14 protein-coding genes are annotated in these 13,296 nt (G+C 67.5%); 11 read left to right on the top strand and 3 right to left on the bottom strand.

Annotated elements, in window-relative coordinates; all coding sequences use genetic code 11:
* Positions 1-191: 191 nt before the first annotated feature.
* Together argF and ACG02S_RS24805 are read right to left on the bottom strand one after the other, a co-directional pair.
* Positions 192-1,154 carry an ornithine carbamoyltransferase gene (gene argF / locus ACG02S_RS24800; RefSeq protein WP_394473182.1) on the bottom strand — a complete coding sequence of 321 codons (963 nt, stop codon included), beginning with the start codon at positions 1,152-1,154 and terminating at the stop codon, positions 192-194.
* Positions 1,151-2,356, bottom strand: a complete 1,206-nt coding sequence (locus ACG02S_RS24805; RefSeq protein ID WP_394473183.1) for an aspartate aminotransferase family protein — start codon at positions 2,354-2,356, stop codon at positions 1,151-1,153. The genes argF and ACG02S_RS24805 overlap by 4 nt, the downstream gene beginning before the upstream one ends.
* A gap of 149 nt (positions 2,357-2,505) precedes the next feature.
* Here ACG02S_RS24805 and ACG02S_RS24810 point away from each other — a divergent pair, with 149 nt between their 5' ends.
* Positions 2,506-2,835, top strand: coding sequence for a DUF3579 domain-containing protein (locus ACG02S_RS24810; RefSeq protein WP_394473184.1), 330 nt, complete (start codon positions 2,506-2,508; stop codon positions 2,833-2,835).
* A 90-nt stretch (positions 2,836-2,925) separates the two neighbouring features.
* Positions 2,926-3,804 carry an alpha/beta fold hydrolase gene (locus ACG02S_RS24815; RefSeq protein WP_394473185.1) on the top strand — a complete coding sequence of 293 codons (879 nt, stop codon included), beginning with the start codon at positions 2,926-2,928 and terminating at the stop codon, positions 3,802-3,804.
* A gap of 212 nt (positions 3,805-4,016) precedes the next feature.
* On the opposite strand, the gene rpsT is transcribed toward ACG02S_RS24815, so the two are convergent.
* Complete coding sequence (gene rpsT / locus ACG02S_RS24820) at positions 4,017-4,313, bottom strand: 30S ribosomal protein S20 (protein WP_394473186.1); 297 nt, start codon at positions 4,311-4,313, stop codon at positions 4,017-4,019.
* A 119-nt stretch (positions 4,314-4,432) separates the two neighbouring features.
* Between rpsT and murJ the strand changes: the two genes are divergently transcribed.
* The 9 genes from murJ to ACG02S_RS24865 all read left to right on the top strand — a co-directional run bounded on the left by murJ (position 4,433) and on the right by ACG02S_RS24865 (position 13,272).
* Positions 4,433-5,995, top strand: coding sequence for a murein biosynthesis integral membrane protein MurJ (murJ, locus tag ACG02S_RS24825; protein WP_394473187.1), 1,563 nt, complete (start codon positions 4,433-4,435; stop codon positions 5,993-5,995).
* Between the two features lie 17 nt (positions 5,996-6,012).
* The gene (locus ACG02S_RS24830) at positions 6,013-6,879 is read left to right on the top strand and encodes a SirB1 family protein (RefSeq protein ID WP_394473188.1); all 867 of its coding nucleotides are present in this window, start codon (positions 6,013-6,015) and stop codon (positions 6,877-6,879) included.
* 46 nt (positions 6,880-6,925) lie between these two features.
* Positions 6,926-7,621 (top strand): HdaA/DnaA family protein, encoded by a 696-nt coding sequence (locus ACG02S_RS24835; protein WP_394473189.1) that lies wholly within the window; start codon positions 6,926-6,928, stop codon positions 7,619-7,621.
* Positions 7,618-8,286 (top strand): HAD family hydrolase, encoded by a 669-nt coding sequence (locus tag ACG02S_RS24840; protein ID WP_394473190.1) that lies wholly within the window; start codon positions 7,618-7,620, stop codon positions 8,284-8,286. Before ACG02S_RS24835 ends, ACG02S_RS24840 begins: the two co-directional genes overlap by 4 nt.
* The gene (pcnB, locus tag ACG02S_RS24845; protein WP_394473191.1) at positions 8,283-9,857 is read left to right on the top strand and encodes a polynucleotide adenylyltransferase PcnB; all 1,575 of its coding nucleotides are present in this window, start codon (positions 8,283-8,285) and stop codon (positions 9,855-9,857) included. The genes ACG02S_RS24840 and pcnB overlap by 4 nt, the downstream gene beginning before the upstream one ends.
* A complete protein-coding gene (folK, locus tag ACG02S_RS24850; RefSeq protein ID WP_394473192.1) occupies positions 9,854-10,366 on the top strand; it encodes a 2-amino-4-hydroxy-6-hydroxymethyldihydropteridine diphosphokinase in 513 nt (170 codons plus the stop codon). The genes pcnB and folK overlap by 4 nt, the downstream gene beginning before the upstream one ends.
* A gap of 7 nt (positions 10,367-10,373) precedes the next feature.
* Positions 10,374-11,513: an SLC13 family permease gene (locus ACG02S_RS24855; RefSeq protein WP_394473193.1), complete on the top strand. Its 1,140-nt coding sequence runs from the start codon at positions 10,374-10,376 to the stop codon at positions 11,511-11,513.
* A 90-nt stretch (positions 11,514-11,603) separates the two neighbouring features.
* Positions 11,604-12,251: a DUF47 domain-containing protein gene (locus ACG02S_RS24860; protein WP_394473194.1), complete on the top strand. Its 648-nt coding sequence runs from the start codon at positions 11,604-11,606 to the stop codon at positions 12,249-12,251.
* Positions 12,252-12,261: 10 nt separating this feature from the next.
* Positions 12,262-13,272 (top strand): inorganic phosphate transporter, encoded by a 1,011-nt coding sequence (locus ACG02S_RS24865; protein ID WP_394473195.1) that lies wholly within the window; start codon positions 12,262-12,264, stop codon positions 13,270-13,272.
* The last annotated feature ends 24 nt before the right edge of the window (positions 13,273-13,296 follow it).

The following is a 13,296-nucleotide window of genomic DNA, read 5'->3' on the forward strand; positions in this document are numbered from 1 at the left end:
GTTCTTGTTCATCGGCTCGCAGCTTCGCTCCACGCTTCCTTCCCACACTCGGTCGCCCTCGTGCAGTTGCGCTTCGCTTCGTTCGCCGTGATCAACTTACGACGGGACTTGCACCCGCGAGAAGTGCTCTCATGCTGAGCGCACACGAAAAAGCCGGCTGCTAGCCGGCTTTGTGCGTGGGGTGGTTGCGATCAGCCGATGCGGCCCAGCAGCAGGTACTCCATCAGCGCCTTCTGCACGTGCATCCGGTTCTCGGCCTCGTCCCACACCACCGACTGCGGGCCGTCGATGACGTCCGCCGCCACCTCCTCGCCGCGGTGTGCGGGCAGGCAGTGCATGAAGAGCGCATCAGGCTTGGCGCGGGCCATCATGTCGCGGTCCACGCACCAGTCGGCGAACGCGGCCTTGCGGGCCTCGTTCTCGGCTTCGAAACCCATGCTGGTCCAGACGTCCGTGGTCACCAGGTCGGCACCAGCACAGGCCTCGCGCGGGTCGTCGAAAACCTTGTAGCAGCTGGCGTCCTTCACGCCCGCCACAGCATGGTCAATGCCGTAGCCACTTGGCGTGCTGACGTGCACCGTGAAGCCCAGGATCTCCGCCGCCTGCAGCCAGGTGTTGGCCATGTTGTTGCCGTCACCCACCCAGGCCACGACGCGGCCCTTGAGGCAGCCCATGTCGATGGCGCCGCGGCGGTCCATGCCGCGGTTCTCGATGAACGTGAACAGGTCGGCCAGGATCTGGCAGGGGTGGTATTCGTTGGTCAGCCCGTTGATGACTGGCACGCGCGAGTGCGCCGCGAAGCGTTCGATCTTGCTCTGCTCGAACGTGCGGATCATGACGATGTCGACCATGCGGCTGATGACGCGCGCCGAGTCTTCCACCGGTTCGGCGCGGCCCAGTTGGCTGTCGCCGGTCGTCAGGTGCACGACCGAGCCGCCCATCTGGTACATGCCCGCCTCGAAGCTGACGCGCGTGCGCGTGCTCGCCTTCTCGAAGATCATGGCCAGCGTGCGGTCCGCCAGCGGCTGGTAGCGCTCGTAGTTCTTGAAGCGGCGCTTGATGATGGCGGCGCGGTCGAACAGGTGGGCGTATTCCTCGGCGCGCAGGTCCTTGAACTGCAGGTAGTGACGCATCAGTGCATTCCCCGGCTTCATGGCTTGGGCTGCGCCAGGTGCGCCGTGATCAGCGGCAGCAGCAGGGCAGCGATCTGGTGCGCTTCGTCGTGCGTGAGGATCAGCGGCGGCAGCAGGCGCACGACGCGGTCGGCCGTGATGCTGATGAGCAGGCCGGCGTCCAGCGCCTGCTGCAGCAGCACGCCGGCCGGGCGGTCCAGCTCGACGCCCAGCATCAGGCCCTGGCCGCGGATCTCGACCACGCCGGACTCGCCCGCCAGGCCCTCGGCCAGCGCATTGCGCAGCGTCGTGCCCACCGCCTCGGCATTCGCCAGCAGGCGCTCCTCTTCCATGATCTTCAGCGTCTCGACGCCGGCCCGCATGGCCAGCGGATTGCCGCCGAATGTGGTGCCGTGGTTTCCTGCCTTCAGCACATTGGCGGCGCGTGGGCCGCAGACGACGGCGCCGATGGGCACGCCGGAGCCCAGGCCCTTGGCCAGCGGCATGACATCGGGCTTGATGCCGGCCCACTGGTGCGCAAACCACTTGCCGGTGCGGCCGACGCCGCACTGCACCTCGTCCAGCATCAGCAGCAGGTCGCGCTCGTCGCAGAGGCTGCGCAGGGCCTGCAGGAACTCGATTCGGGCCGGGTTGATGCCGCCTTCGCCCTGAATGGTCTCCAGGAAGATGGCCGTGATGTTGGGATGCGCGTCCAGCGCAGCCTCGACCGCAGCGACGTCGTTCAGCGGCGCGCGCACGAACCCCGGCACCAGTGGGCCGAAGCCGGCCTGGATCTTGGGGTTGGCTGTGGCCGACAGCGTGGCGATCGAGCGGCCATGGAAGGCGCCCTCAAACACCAGCACCTCCGGCGAAGTGTTGCCGCGGTCATGGCCGAACTTGCGCGCGATCTTCAGCGCGGCCTCGTTGGCTTCCAGGCCGCTGTTGCAGAAGAAGACGTTGGCCAAGCCGGAGATTTCGCACAATTTGGCGGCAAGCTGTTCCTGCAGCGGCACCAGGTAGTAGTTGCTCGTGTGGATGAGCTTGCTGACCTGATCCTGCAATGCCGGCACCAGGCGGGGGTGGTTGTGCCCCAGCGTGTTGACGGCGATGCCACCGAGCGCGTCCAGCAATCGTCGGCCCTGCGTGTCCCAGACCCAGCAGCCCTGGCCGTGCGACAGCGCAACGGGCAGGCGGCCGTAGGTCGGCATCACATGGGTCTCGGACGAGGAGGGGACAGCGTTCATCGGGTCTCCGGATGGGTTGAGAAATAGTGGGCTTTTGATTCTAAAGTCCACGCCGTCGCATTTGCTGCGGCGCAGCAGATGGCGTCGTGCCAAGGCACAATAGCGTTCTTTGGCAGCGGCATGCGCTGCCCCGCGAAGCCCCCTCATCCATGACCGTTGCCCCCCCGCCGCGCGAAGTCTTCATCCAAGGTGTCACCCTGGACGGCAAGACATTCCGCCCGAGCGACTGGGCCGAGCGACTGGCGGGTGCGATGTCCTGCTTTCGCCCGAGCGGCGCGCGTCTGGGGCCGGGGGCTCACATCGGCTACTCGCCCTACTGCGTGCCCACCGTCATCAATGGCGTGAAGTGCGTCGTCGTCACCGAGGAACTTCGGCGCATCGAGCCCATGGCCTGGGACTTCGTCATGAACTTCGCGCGCGACAACAACCTGCAGGTCGCCGAGGCCTGCCTGCTGCCCGACGCAAAGCCCGGCCGCTGAGCCGTCGTTTTCCGCAATCCTGGCGAGAATCCCATGCGCCCTCGATGACGGCCGCGGTTATCCTCGCCGGCTACGTTTGGAAACAGGTTCATGACTCTGCGCGCCGCCACCGCTGCCGACCCGCTGCCGCCCGTGGCGATGCCCGTGCCACGGCCGGCGCCGGCCGTGTCACCCGGCAGCGTGTGGGTATTGTTGCGTGGCTTGTCACGCGAGAGCGGCCACTGGGGCGTGTTCCCCAACCACCTGCTCAGCGAGTTGCAGGCTTTGCATCCGCATTGCCGCCTGTTGCCGCTGGATTTGCCGGGCACGGGGGCTTTGCGCGGGCAGCCGAGTCCGCTACAGGTGCCTGCCATCGTCGACGCCTGCCGCGCCGAACTGAGACGCCAGGGCGAGCATGCGCCGGTGTCGGTCATCGGCATGTCCCTGGGCGCTGCCGTTTTGACGGACTGGGCCCATCGCTACCCGGCAGAGATCGAGGCCGGCGTGCTGATCAACCCGAGCCTGCGGCCGTTCAGTGAACTGTTCCGGCGTGCGCGGCCGCTGAATTACCTGGAGCTGTTGCTGCTGTCGCTGAGTCGTTTCAGTGCCCGCCTGCGCGAGGAGCGCGTGCTACGGCTGACCACCCGGCTGACCCCTGCGCAGGCCGTCATCGATCACTGGGTTGAGCTGCAGCGCATGCATCCGCTGGGTGTGCGCAACACCGCGCGTCAATTGATTGCCAGCCTGCGTTACCGCGCCAGCCGCACGCGTCCAGCCGCACCGATGCTGCTGTTGTGCAGCAAGGCCGACAACCTGGTCGACTGGCGCTGCTCGCAGGCCATCAGCCGGGCCTGGGGCGCGCCGTTGCGCCTGCATACCAAGGCGGGGCACGACCTGCCGCTGGACGATCCGCAATGGGTCGCCCGCGCCGTTGCCGAGTGGCTGCGCGACCGCAGCATTCAGGGCGTCGGGCCGGGCGAGTGGCATTAGGTAATTTGCCCCTCGTTCACCCTGACCGGGCTGAACGCCGGCACTTCTGATCGGTCCCCCGATGGAGCGGCGATGCTTGTGGCTTTGAACCACTCGCACATTGCCTGCGGGCCGTCTTGGGAGCGGCCCGGCGCCGGTCCGCGTTTGGGGGTCCGAAATGCAGAAGGCCCGCTTGCGCGGGCCTTCTGCTTGCACCAGAGCTGGATTGGTAATCAGGCGGCGAGCGCCTTGATCTTGGCGGACAGGCGGCTCTTGTGGCGAGCAGCCTTGTTCTTGTGGAAGATGCCCTTGTCGGCGACGGAGTCGATGACGGCTTGGGCAGCCTTGAACAGTTCTGCGGCCTTGGGCTTGTCGCCCGCGACCACAGCTTTTTGCACGTTCTTGACGACCGTGCGGTATTTGGAGCGAAGCGCGGTGTTCGCGGCGTTGAGCTTGGCGTCTTGACGGACGCGCTTCAGACCGGACGCCAGGCGAACAGTCTTCTTCTTGGCTTTGGAGCTGGTTGCCATGCTGTGTCTATACCCAGTTGGTGCAAAGACCGCGAGTATAGCCCGGAAATTGGGTTGAAGCCAAGTGTCTGGGGTGCATCCGAGATTGGCGTCGCTGGCGACACAGATAATCCGCCGCCATGAATCTGCTGCGCGCCGCGTCGACCATCTCCTTGCTGACCCTGGCATCGCGCATCACCGGGCTCGTTCGCGAGACCATGGTGGCCGGCCTGTTCGGTGCCACGGCGATGACGGACGCCTTCCTCGTTGCATTCCGCATTCCCAACCTGCTGCGCCGGCTGTTTGCCGAGGGCGCCTTTTCACAGGCCTTTGTGCCCATCCTGGCCGCCACGCGGGCCAGGGACGGCGACGCAGCCACCCAGCGCCTCATCGACGCTGTCGCCACCGTGCTGTTGTGGGTGCTGGTCGCGACCAGCGTGGTGGGCGTGTTGGCGGCGCCGCTGCTGGTGTGGTTGCTGGGCGCGGGGTTGCCTGATGCGGCCTTCGACGCGTCGGTCATGATGACGCGCTTCATGTTCCCCTACATCACCTGCATGTCGCTGGTGGCTCTGGCGGCAGGCATCCTGAACACCTGGAAGCGCTTTGTCGTGCCGGCGGCGACCCCCGTGCTGCTGAACCTCAGCGTGATCGTGGTCGGCTGGGCGCTGGTGGGGCCGCTGGAGCGCGCCGGCCATCCCGGCATTTACGCGATGGCCTGCGGGGTCATGGTGGGCGGCGTGCTGCAGTTGGTGGTCCAGTGGCCGGCGCTGCGAGCCATTGGCGCGATGCCCCGCATGCGTTTCAGCTGGCGCGGCTTTCGCGAATCGCGTGCGCATCCGGGTGTCGGCCGCGTGCTGATCCAGATGGGGCCGGCACTGTTGGGTGTGGGCGTGGCGCAGCTGTCGCTGATGATCAACACGCAGATCTCCAGCCACATCGCCGAGGGCGCGACCTCGTGGCTGAATTATGCCGACCGGCTGATGGAGTTCCCGATCGGCCTGCTGGGCGTGGCGCTGGCCGCGGTGCTGACGCCGCAGCTGTCCGCAGCGCAGGCGTCCGGGCAGGTCGAGCGCTACAGCCGCCTGCTGGACTGGGGGCTGCGCATGGTGATGCTGCTGGCCTTGCCGTGCGCCGTGGCGCTGATGGTGTTCGCAGGACCGCTGACCGCGGTGCTGTACCACCGCGGCGCCTTCACGGCGGTGGATGTAACGAACACGGCGCAGTCGGTGATGGGCTGGGGCGTCGGGCTGATCGGCCTGATTGCCGTCAAGGTGCTGGCGCCCGGGTTCTTTGCCCGCCAGGACACGGGCACGCCGGCCAAGATTGCCGTTGCCGTGCTGGTGCTGACGCAGCTCTTCAACCTCATCTTCGTCCCATGGATCGGCGTTGCGGGCCTGGCGCTGTCCATCGGCCTGGGCGCGCTGGTCAACGCCACTTGGCTGCTGTGGGGCCTGAGGAAGCTGGGCAGCTACCAGCCAGAGCCAGGCTGGCTGTCATTCGGTCTGCGTGTGGTGCTGGGCTGCGTTGCCATGGGTTTGCTGCAATGGCAGCTGGCGACGCGGCTGGACTGGATCGAACTGGGGTCGCATGAACTGCAGCGCGCACTGGTCATGTCGGTCTGTCTGGCCGGCAGTGCGGCGGTCTACTTCGGCGTGCTGCTGGTGGCCGGCCTGCGGCCCCGGGCCCTCGGACGGCCGCTCTGACGGTCAGGGCCGACGCCATGCGCTACACGCCGCCCGCGCCGCCGACGCCGCTGCAGTATTTCGCCTGTCTGGTGGCGGAGGACCGGGGGCTGAACCTGCTGGAAGCCGCCATCAGCCTCGCGCAGGACGACCAGCCCGGCCTGGATGTGCAGACGGTGCTGGCCGCCGTGGACGGTCTCGCACACCGGCTGCGGGAGCGCGTCACGCCGGGCATGACCGTGGCCGAGCGGCTGCGGCTGTTGACGCGATTCTTCCACGGCGAGCTGGGCTTCGCGGGCAACCTGAACGACTACTACGCGGCAGACAACAGCTTCATCCACCGCGTGCTGGAAACCCGCCGCGGCATCCCCATCACGCTGGCGGTGCTGCTGCTGGAGCTGGGCGAGCAGCTGGGGCTGCGCATGGCGGGCGTGGCCTTCCCCGGGCATTTCCTCGTCAAGTGCCGCCTCGGGCTGGGCGAGGCGGTCGTCGATCCATTCACTGGCGAGACCTTGTCGCCCACGCGGCTGGAGGAGCTGCTGTCGGTCTATCGTCAGGGCAGCGAATTACCGCGCGATCTGGAGTTGCCGCTGGAATTCTTCCTGCAGCCTGCACCGCCGCGGCAGATCCTCGCGCGCATGCTGCGCAACCTGAAGGAAGTGCACCGTACCGCCCGCGACTTGCCTATGCAGCTTGGCGTGCTGCAGCGCCTGGTGGTGCTGCTGCCGGGTGACGCCGCTGAGCGGCGAGACCGCGGGCTGGTGCTGGAGGCGTTGGGGCACCCGGCCGCTGCGGCTGACGATCTGGCCTTCTACCTCGCCCAGCGGGGCGACGCGCCTGACGCGCCAGCCCTGCGCCGGCGCCTGGCGATGCTGCACGGTGCGGGCATGCCGCCGCTTCAGTGACAATCCGCGCCCCTGTCACGCCGTCATGAATTCGCCGTCCCGCCCGATGAGGCAGATCCCGCTCGCGTTGCTGGCGCCGCCCGCACACAGCTTCGACAACTTCCTGCCTGGCGCCAATGCCGAGGCGCTGGCCTATCTGCTGGGCCTGATGCCGGCCGACCCGCCGGTGCTGCTGTGGGGCCCGACAGGCGCTGGCAAGACGCATCTGCTGCAGGCGCTCGCCGAGCGTTGGCACGCGGCCGGCCAACGCGTCGCCTGGTATGACGCCGACACGCCGCTGCCCTGGGAGCTGCCCGCGCACGATAGCTTGCTGCTGCTGGACGACTGCCAGCGTTTCGATGCCGGCCAGCAGCATGCGGCCTTCGCGCTGTTCGTTGCATCCGCGGGGCAGGGCTACACCGTCGTCGCCACGGCCGACGCGCCGGCGGTGGATCTGCGCGTGCGGGAAGACCTGCGCACCCGCCTGGGCTGGGGCCCAAGCTTCCAGCTGAGCCCACTGCGCGAGGCCGAGATGCGCGCTGCACTGCGTCGCGAGGCCGACCGTCGCGGACTGCTGCTCGGGGACGAGGTGCTGGATTACCTGCTGACCCGCTTCGAACGCAACCTGAAGGGCCTGATGGCCTTGCTGGAGCGGCTGGACGAATTCGCGATGGCCAACAAGCGCGCACTGACGCTGCCGCTGCTGAAAGCGATGCTGGCAGATCAGCCGGTGGAGAAATTTGAACCCGACCCCAATTTATGAATTTGACGCTGTTTGACCTTGATGGGACGCTGATCCCGGTGGATTCCGACCATTCCTTTGGCGCCTTCATGGTCGAGGTCGGATGGGTGGATGGCGCCGCCTGGGGAGCGCGCAACGACCATTTCTTCGCGCAGTACAACGCCGGCACGCTGGATCTGCCGGCTTACATTGAATTTGCCACCTCCGCCTGGCGCAGCCGGCCGCTGGACGAGGCGCTGGCGATGCGCGAGCGCTTCATGGCCCAGATCGGCACACCGGCATTGCGACCCGAGGCCCGGGCGCTGGTGGAAAAACACCGTGCGGCCGGCGATCTGATCGCACTCGTCACCGCCACCAACGAATTCGTCACTGCGCCGTTCGCCGAGGCCTTCGGCATCGAGCACCTGATCGCTGTGCAGCTGGAGCGCGACGCGCAGGGCCGCTATACCGGCGCCATCCGCGGCGTGCCGAGCTTCCGCGAGGGCAAGATCGCGCGCGTCGACGACTGGCTGCGAGGGCTGGGGGCACAATCGCATGATTTCGAGCGCGTGACGTTCTACAGCGACTCGACCAACGACCTCCCGCTGCTTGAACGCGTCAGCCATCCGGTGGCCACCAATCCCAGCGCCACGCTCGCCCAGATTGCCGCCGAGCGCGGCTGGCCCCAGCTCCAACTCTTCGCATGATCAAGAAGTTCATCGACAAGCTGTTCAGCAAATCCGGCACTGCCAGCGCGCCCAAGCAGACGCCCCTGGGCAAGCGCCTCGAGGTGGCCGCCGAGGTTCACGGCATCAACCCGGACCTGCTGGACGAGCGCGCCGTCAAGGTCGTCAAGACGCTGACGGACGCGGGCTTCGAGGCCTACATCGTCGGCGGCGCTGTGCGCGACCTGCTGCTGGGCATGCGGCCCAAGGACTTCGACGTCGCCACCAATGCGACGCCCGAGCAGGTCAAAGGCCTGTTCCGCCGCGCCTTCATCATCGGCCGGCGCTTCCGCATCGTGCACGTGGTGTATGGCCGTGGGCGCGAGCACGAGGTCATCGAGGTGTCGACCTTCCGCGCGCTGCCGGCGGAGTCCGATGCGGTTGGCGGCAACGAGAAGACGGGCAAGGCCGAGCTGGATGGCAAGCAACACGCGGTGGACGCCAGCGGCCGTGTGTTGCGTGACAACGTCTGGGGCCCGCAGGTCGAGGATGCCGCGCGTCGCGATTTCACCGTCAACGCGATGTACTACGACCCCGTACGCCGACTCGTCGTGGACTACCACGGCGGCCTGGCCGACGCCAAGGCCAAGCTGCTGCGCATGATCGGCGATCCCGACACGCGCTACCGCGAAGACCCTGTGCGCATCGTCCGCGCCGTGCGCTTTGCAGCCAAGCTGGGCTTCGAACTGGAGAAGAAGACGCTGGCGCCGGTGGCGGCCTGCATCCCGCTGATGGCCAACGTGCCGCCCTCGCGGCTGTTCGACGAGATGATCAAGCTGCTGCAGACGGGCCACTCGCTGGCCAGCCTGGTGCAGCTGAAAAAACTCGGCCTGGTGGGGCAGGGCGGCAAGGTCTTCGCCGTGCTGGATGCGATGCTGACGCCGACCGGGGACATGCCCACGGGCGTGCGCGGCAAGTTCATCACACAGGCCTTCGAAGACACCGACCGTCGCGTCAACGAAGGCCGTGGCGTCAGCCCGAGCTTCATGCTGGCCTGCATGCTGTGGCACGAGGTGCTGGATCGCTGGACCAAGATCCGCGACGGCGGCGAGGCGCCCGTTCCGGCACTCGCTCAGGCCATCGACGCGGTGTTCGACGCGCGCATTGGCGACATCTCCGGGCGCGGCAAGCTGGCGGCGGACATGCGCGAGATCTGGATGATGCAGACTCGCTTCGAGCGCCGCAGCGGCTCGGGCGTCTTCAGCCTCATCGAGCAGCCGCGTTACCGCGCCGGCTTCGACTTCCTTCGCCTGCGCGCCGACGCCGGCGAGATCGACCCGGCGCTGGCCGACTGGTGGGAAGACTTCGCGCTGGGCAGCGACGATGACCGTCAGGCGCTGCTGGCCGATGCCCGCGCCGCGCAACAGAAGGCGCCGCGTGCCGTGCGGGCCCCGCGCGCCGAGCGTGCCGGGTACGAGTCTTCGTCTCAGGGCGACAGCGACAGCGAGGCCGGAGCGGATGAACCGGTGGCCGACGCGCCCGCTAGGAAGAGGCGTCGCCGCCGTCGCAAGCCTGGCGGTGGCGACGGTGCCGCCTTGCCTGCCGCCGAGTGAGTGATGCCGCGCGCGCCTACGTCGCGCTGGGCGCCAACCTCGGGGTCGACCTGTTCGACACGCTGGGCCGGGCCGCTACGGCGTTGACCAACCTGCCCGGCACGCGACTGGTCGCGCTGTCCAGCGCATGGCGCAGTGCGCCGGTGGATGCCGGCGGGCCTGATTTCCTGAACGCGGTCGCCGCACTGGACACGACCCTGGCGCCGCTGGCGATGCTGGATGCGCTGCAGGCCATCGAGCACGCTCACGGCCGCGAGCGACCGTTTGCGAACGCACCCCGCACTTTGGACCTGGACCTGCTGCTGCATGGCGACACGCTGCTGCAGACACCGCGCCTGACGCTGCCGCACCCCCGCATCGGCGAGCGCGCGTTCGTACTTCGCCCGCTGTTGGAGATCGCACCGGCGCTGGCGCACCTGGCGTCGGGCAGCGGTTGGCAGTCACAGCGCATCGAGCGGCTGCGGCCGCTGCATGTGGCGGGCCACCCTGGCACCTCCGTCAGCGGGTGAAGGCGCTGTGACCGGTGCATGGGCCGACGCACTGCAGCGGGTGATGCGCGGCCTGCGGGCTGACCGCTTCTTCCTGGTGCTGCTGGCCGCGCTGGTGCCGCTGGCCCTGCTGTCGCCCATCCCGCCTGGGGGCTACACCGCGCTGGTCGATTGGCCCACCATCGCCGCGCTGACCGGCCTGCTGGCGCTGACCAAGGGGCTGGAACTCAGCGGTGCGCTGGACCGGCTGGGCCACTGGCTGGTCGCGTCGCTGCCGACCGAGCGCGCTGCTGCCCTGGGACTGGTGTCCGCCGCCGCGCTGCTGTCCACGGTGCTGACCAACGACGTCGCGCTGTTCGTGATCGTGCCGCTGACGCTGGGGATGTGCCGACTGACGGGCATGCCGGCCACCCGGCTGATCGTGTTCGAGGCGCTGGCCGTCAATGTCGGCTCGGCGCTAACGCCCATCGGCAACCCGCAGAACCTCTTTCTGTGGCAACTGGCCCGGGTTTCGTTCGGTGCGTTCGTGTGGCATCTGCTGCCGTTGGTCGCCGCGCTGATGGCGGCCCTTTTGGCGCTGACCGCAGCCCGCTTCCGCGGGCAGCCGATCCAGGTCATGCCTGCCGATGCCACGCAGCCGCTGGACCGCTCGCTGCTCGCCTGGTCGCTGGCGCTGTACGGACCGTTCCTCATCGCCACGGACTTGCACCAAGCCGGCTGGGCGGTTGCCGGCGTGCTGGTGCTGTTCGTCGTCGTGCGACCGGCGGTGTTGGCGCAACTGGACTGGGGACTGCTGCTGGTGTTCGTGTTGATGTTCATCGACCTGCGCCTGCTGGCCGGCTTGCCGGCCGTGCAGCAGGGCGTGCAGTCGCTGGGGCTCGGTCAGCCGGTGAACCTCTATCTCGCGGCCATCGGCGCGAGCCAGTTGGTCAGCAACGTGCCGGCGGCCATTGCGCTGGCCGAGTATTCACAGGATTGGCGCGTGATGGTCTATGGCGTCAACGTCGGCGGCTTCGGGTGGATGGTCGGCTCGCTGGCCAACCTCATAGCCCTGCGGCTGTCGGGCGACGGCAAGGCCTGGCTGGTGTTCCATCGATACGCGATCCCTGCGCTGGTGGTCGCATCGGTGCTGGGCTACCTGCTGTTGTTCGGCGCTGCATGGTATTGACGGCGCTTGCCAGGGTTGCGCGTCATGTTGATGACGGTTCGGTGACGGTCGCGGCTAAACTGCGCGGCTTCCAGAAAATCGAGGACCGCCATGTTGTTTGGCAAGCTGCTGCCCCGCGAGGGCAATTTTTTTGAGCTGTTCAATGAGCATGGGGGTTTCATCCTGGAGGGCGCGCGTTCCTTCCAGAAAATGATCGAGAACTACGCCAACCCCGCGCTGCGCCAGCAATATGCCGACGAGGTCGACAAGGCCGAGCACGCCGCCGACCGCGTCACCGCCGAGGTGAACCGGCTGCTGCACCGCACCTTCATCACGCCCATCGACCGCGAGCAGATCCACGGGCTCATCAACGCGATGGACGACATCCTGGATCTGCTGCAGGACTCCTCCGAGACGCTGTCGTTGTATGACGTGCGCGCCATTCCCGAGCAGGTGCTGCAGCTGACCACGCTGTCGGTGCGCTGCTGCGAGCGCGTGCAGCACGCCGTGACGCTGCTGCCCAACCTCAGCAAGCCGGCCACCGCCGAGGCCGCGATCAAGACCTGCGAGGAGATCGACCGCCTGGAGTCCGATGCCGACCGCGTCATGCGTTCGGCCATGTCGCGTCTGTTCCGCGAGGAGGCGGACGTGCGCGAGCTGATCAAGCTGAAGGCGATCTACGAGCAGCTCGAATCCATTTCCGACCGTTGCGAGGACGTGGCCAATCTGATCGAGGGCATCGTCCTCGAGAACTCCTGAGCCGCGTCCCATGGCATCCGTAGAGATCGCCTTTTGGGTGGTGGCCCTGCTGGTGGCGCTGGCGCTGCTGTTCGATTTCATGAACGGCTTCCACGACGCTGCCAACTCCATCGCCACCGTCGTCTCCACCGGCGTGCTGAAGCCGCAGCAGGCGGTGCTGTTCGCGGCGTTCTTCAACGTCATCGCGATTGCCTTTTTCCAGCTGAAGGTGGCGGCCACCATCGGCAAGGGAATCGTGGAGCCGGGGATCGTGGATCACCACGTGGTGTTCGGTGCGCTGATCGGCGCCATCGCCTGGAACGTCATCACCTGGTGGTGGGGCATCCCGTCCAGCTCTTCGCACGCGCTGATCGGCGGCATTGCCGGCGCGGTGGTCGCCAAGGCCGGCCCCGAAGCGTTGATCGCGGGCGGCATCTGGAAGACCGTGGCCTTCATCGTCGTCTCGCCGCTGTTGGGTTACCTGCTGGGGTCATTGATGATGGTGATCGTCGCCTGGGTCTGCCGGAACACGTCACCGTTGCGCGTCGACCGGTGGTTCCGGCGGCTGCAGCTGGTGTCGGCCGGCCTTTATAGCCTGGGCCACGGCGGCAACGATGCGCAGAAGACTATTGGCCTGATCTGGATGCTGCTGGTCGCTGCCGGCATGATGGGCGCTGGCGACAGCGCACCGCCGATGTGGGTCATCGTGTCCTGCTACGTGGCCATCGGCATGGGCACCATGTTCGGTGGCTGGCGCATCGTGCAGACCATGGGCCAGCGCATCACTAAGCTGAAGCCGGTGGGCGGCTTCTGCGCCGAAACCGGCGGAGCCATCACGCTGTTCCTGGCCACCGCGCTGGGCATTCCCGTCTCCACCACGCACACCATTACCGGCGCCATCGTCGGCGTGGGCTCGGTGCGCCGCGCGTCCGCCGTGCGCTGGGGTGTGGCCGGCACCATCGTCTGGGCATGGATCTTCACGATCCCTGCCGCAGCGCTGATGGCCGCACTCTGCTACTGGATCAGCTTCATGCTGTATTGATCCGGTCCTGCCCGCCTGGCCGGA

It is taken from the genome of Pelomonas dachongensis, from assembly GCF_043555865.1.
GTDB lineage: Bacteria > Pseudomonadota > Gammaproteobacteria > Burkholderiales > Burkholderiaceae_C > Pelomonas > Pelomonas dachongensis.

Bases quoted from the DNA above. Each gene is read 5' to 3' on its own strand.
- ACG02S_RS24840 (WP_394473190.1), top strand. From the start codon at position 7,618: ATGAATTTGACGCTGTTTGACCTTGATGGGACGCTGATCCCGGTGGAT.
- ACG02S_RS24815 (WP_394473185.1), top strand. From the start codon at position 2,926: ATGACTCTGCGCGCCGCCACCGCTGCCGACCCGCTGCCGCCCGTGGCG.
- ACG02S_RS24805 (WP_394473183.1), bottom strand. From the start codon at position 2,356: ATGAACGCTGTCCCCTCCTCGTCCGAGACCCATGTGATGCCGACCTAC.
- ACG02S_RS24865 (WP_394473195.1), top strand. From the start codon at position 12,262: ATGGCATCCGTAGAGATCGCCTTTTGGGTGGTGGCCCTGCTGGTGGCG.
- ACG02S_RS24810 (WP_394473184.1), top strand. From the start codon at position 2,506: ATGACCGTTGCCCCCCCGCCGCGCGAAGTCTTCATCCAAGGTGTCACC.
- rpsT (WP_394473186.1), bottom strand. From the start codon at position 4,313: ATGGCAACCAGCTCCAAAGCCAAGAAGAAGACTGTTCGCCTGGCGTCC.
- ACG02S_RS24830 (WP_394473188.1), top strand. From the start codon at position 6,013: ATGCGCTACACGCCGCCCGCGCCGCCGACGCCGCTGCAGTATTTCGCC.
- ACG02S_RS24860 (WP_394473194.1), top strand. From the start codon at position 11,604: ATGTTGTTTGGCAAGCTGCTGCCCCGCGAGGGCAATTTTTTTGAGCTG.
- pcnB (WP_394473191.1), top strand. From the start codon at position 8,283: ATGATCAAGAAGTTCATCGACAAGCTGTTCAGCAAATCCGGCACTGCC.
- argF (WP_394473182.1), bottom strand. From the start codon at position 1,154: ATGAAGCCGGGGAATGCACTGATGCGTCACTACCTGCAGTTCAAGGAC.
- murJ (WP_394473187.1), top strand. From the start codon at position 4,433: ATGAATCTGCTGCGCGCCGCGTCGACCATCTCCTTGCTGACCCTGGCA.
- ACG02S_RS24835 (WP_394473189.1), top strand. From the start codon at position 6,926: ATGAGGCAGATCCCGCTCGCGTTGCTGGCGCCGCCCGCACACAGCTTC.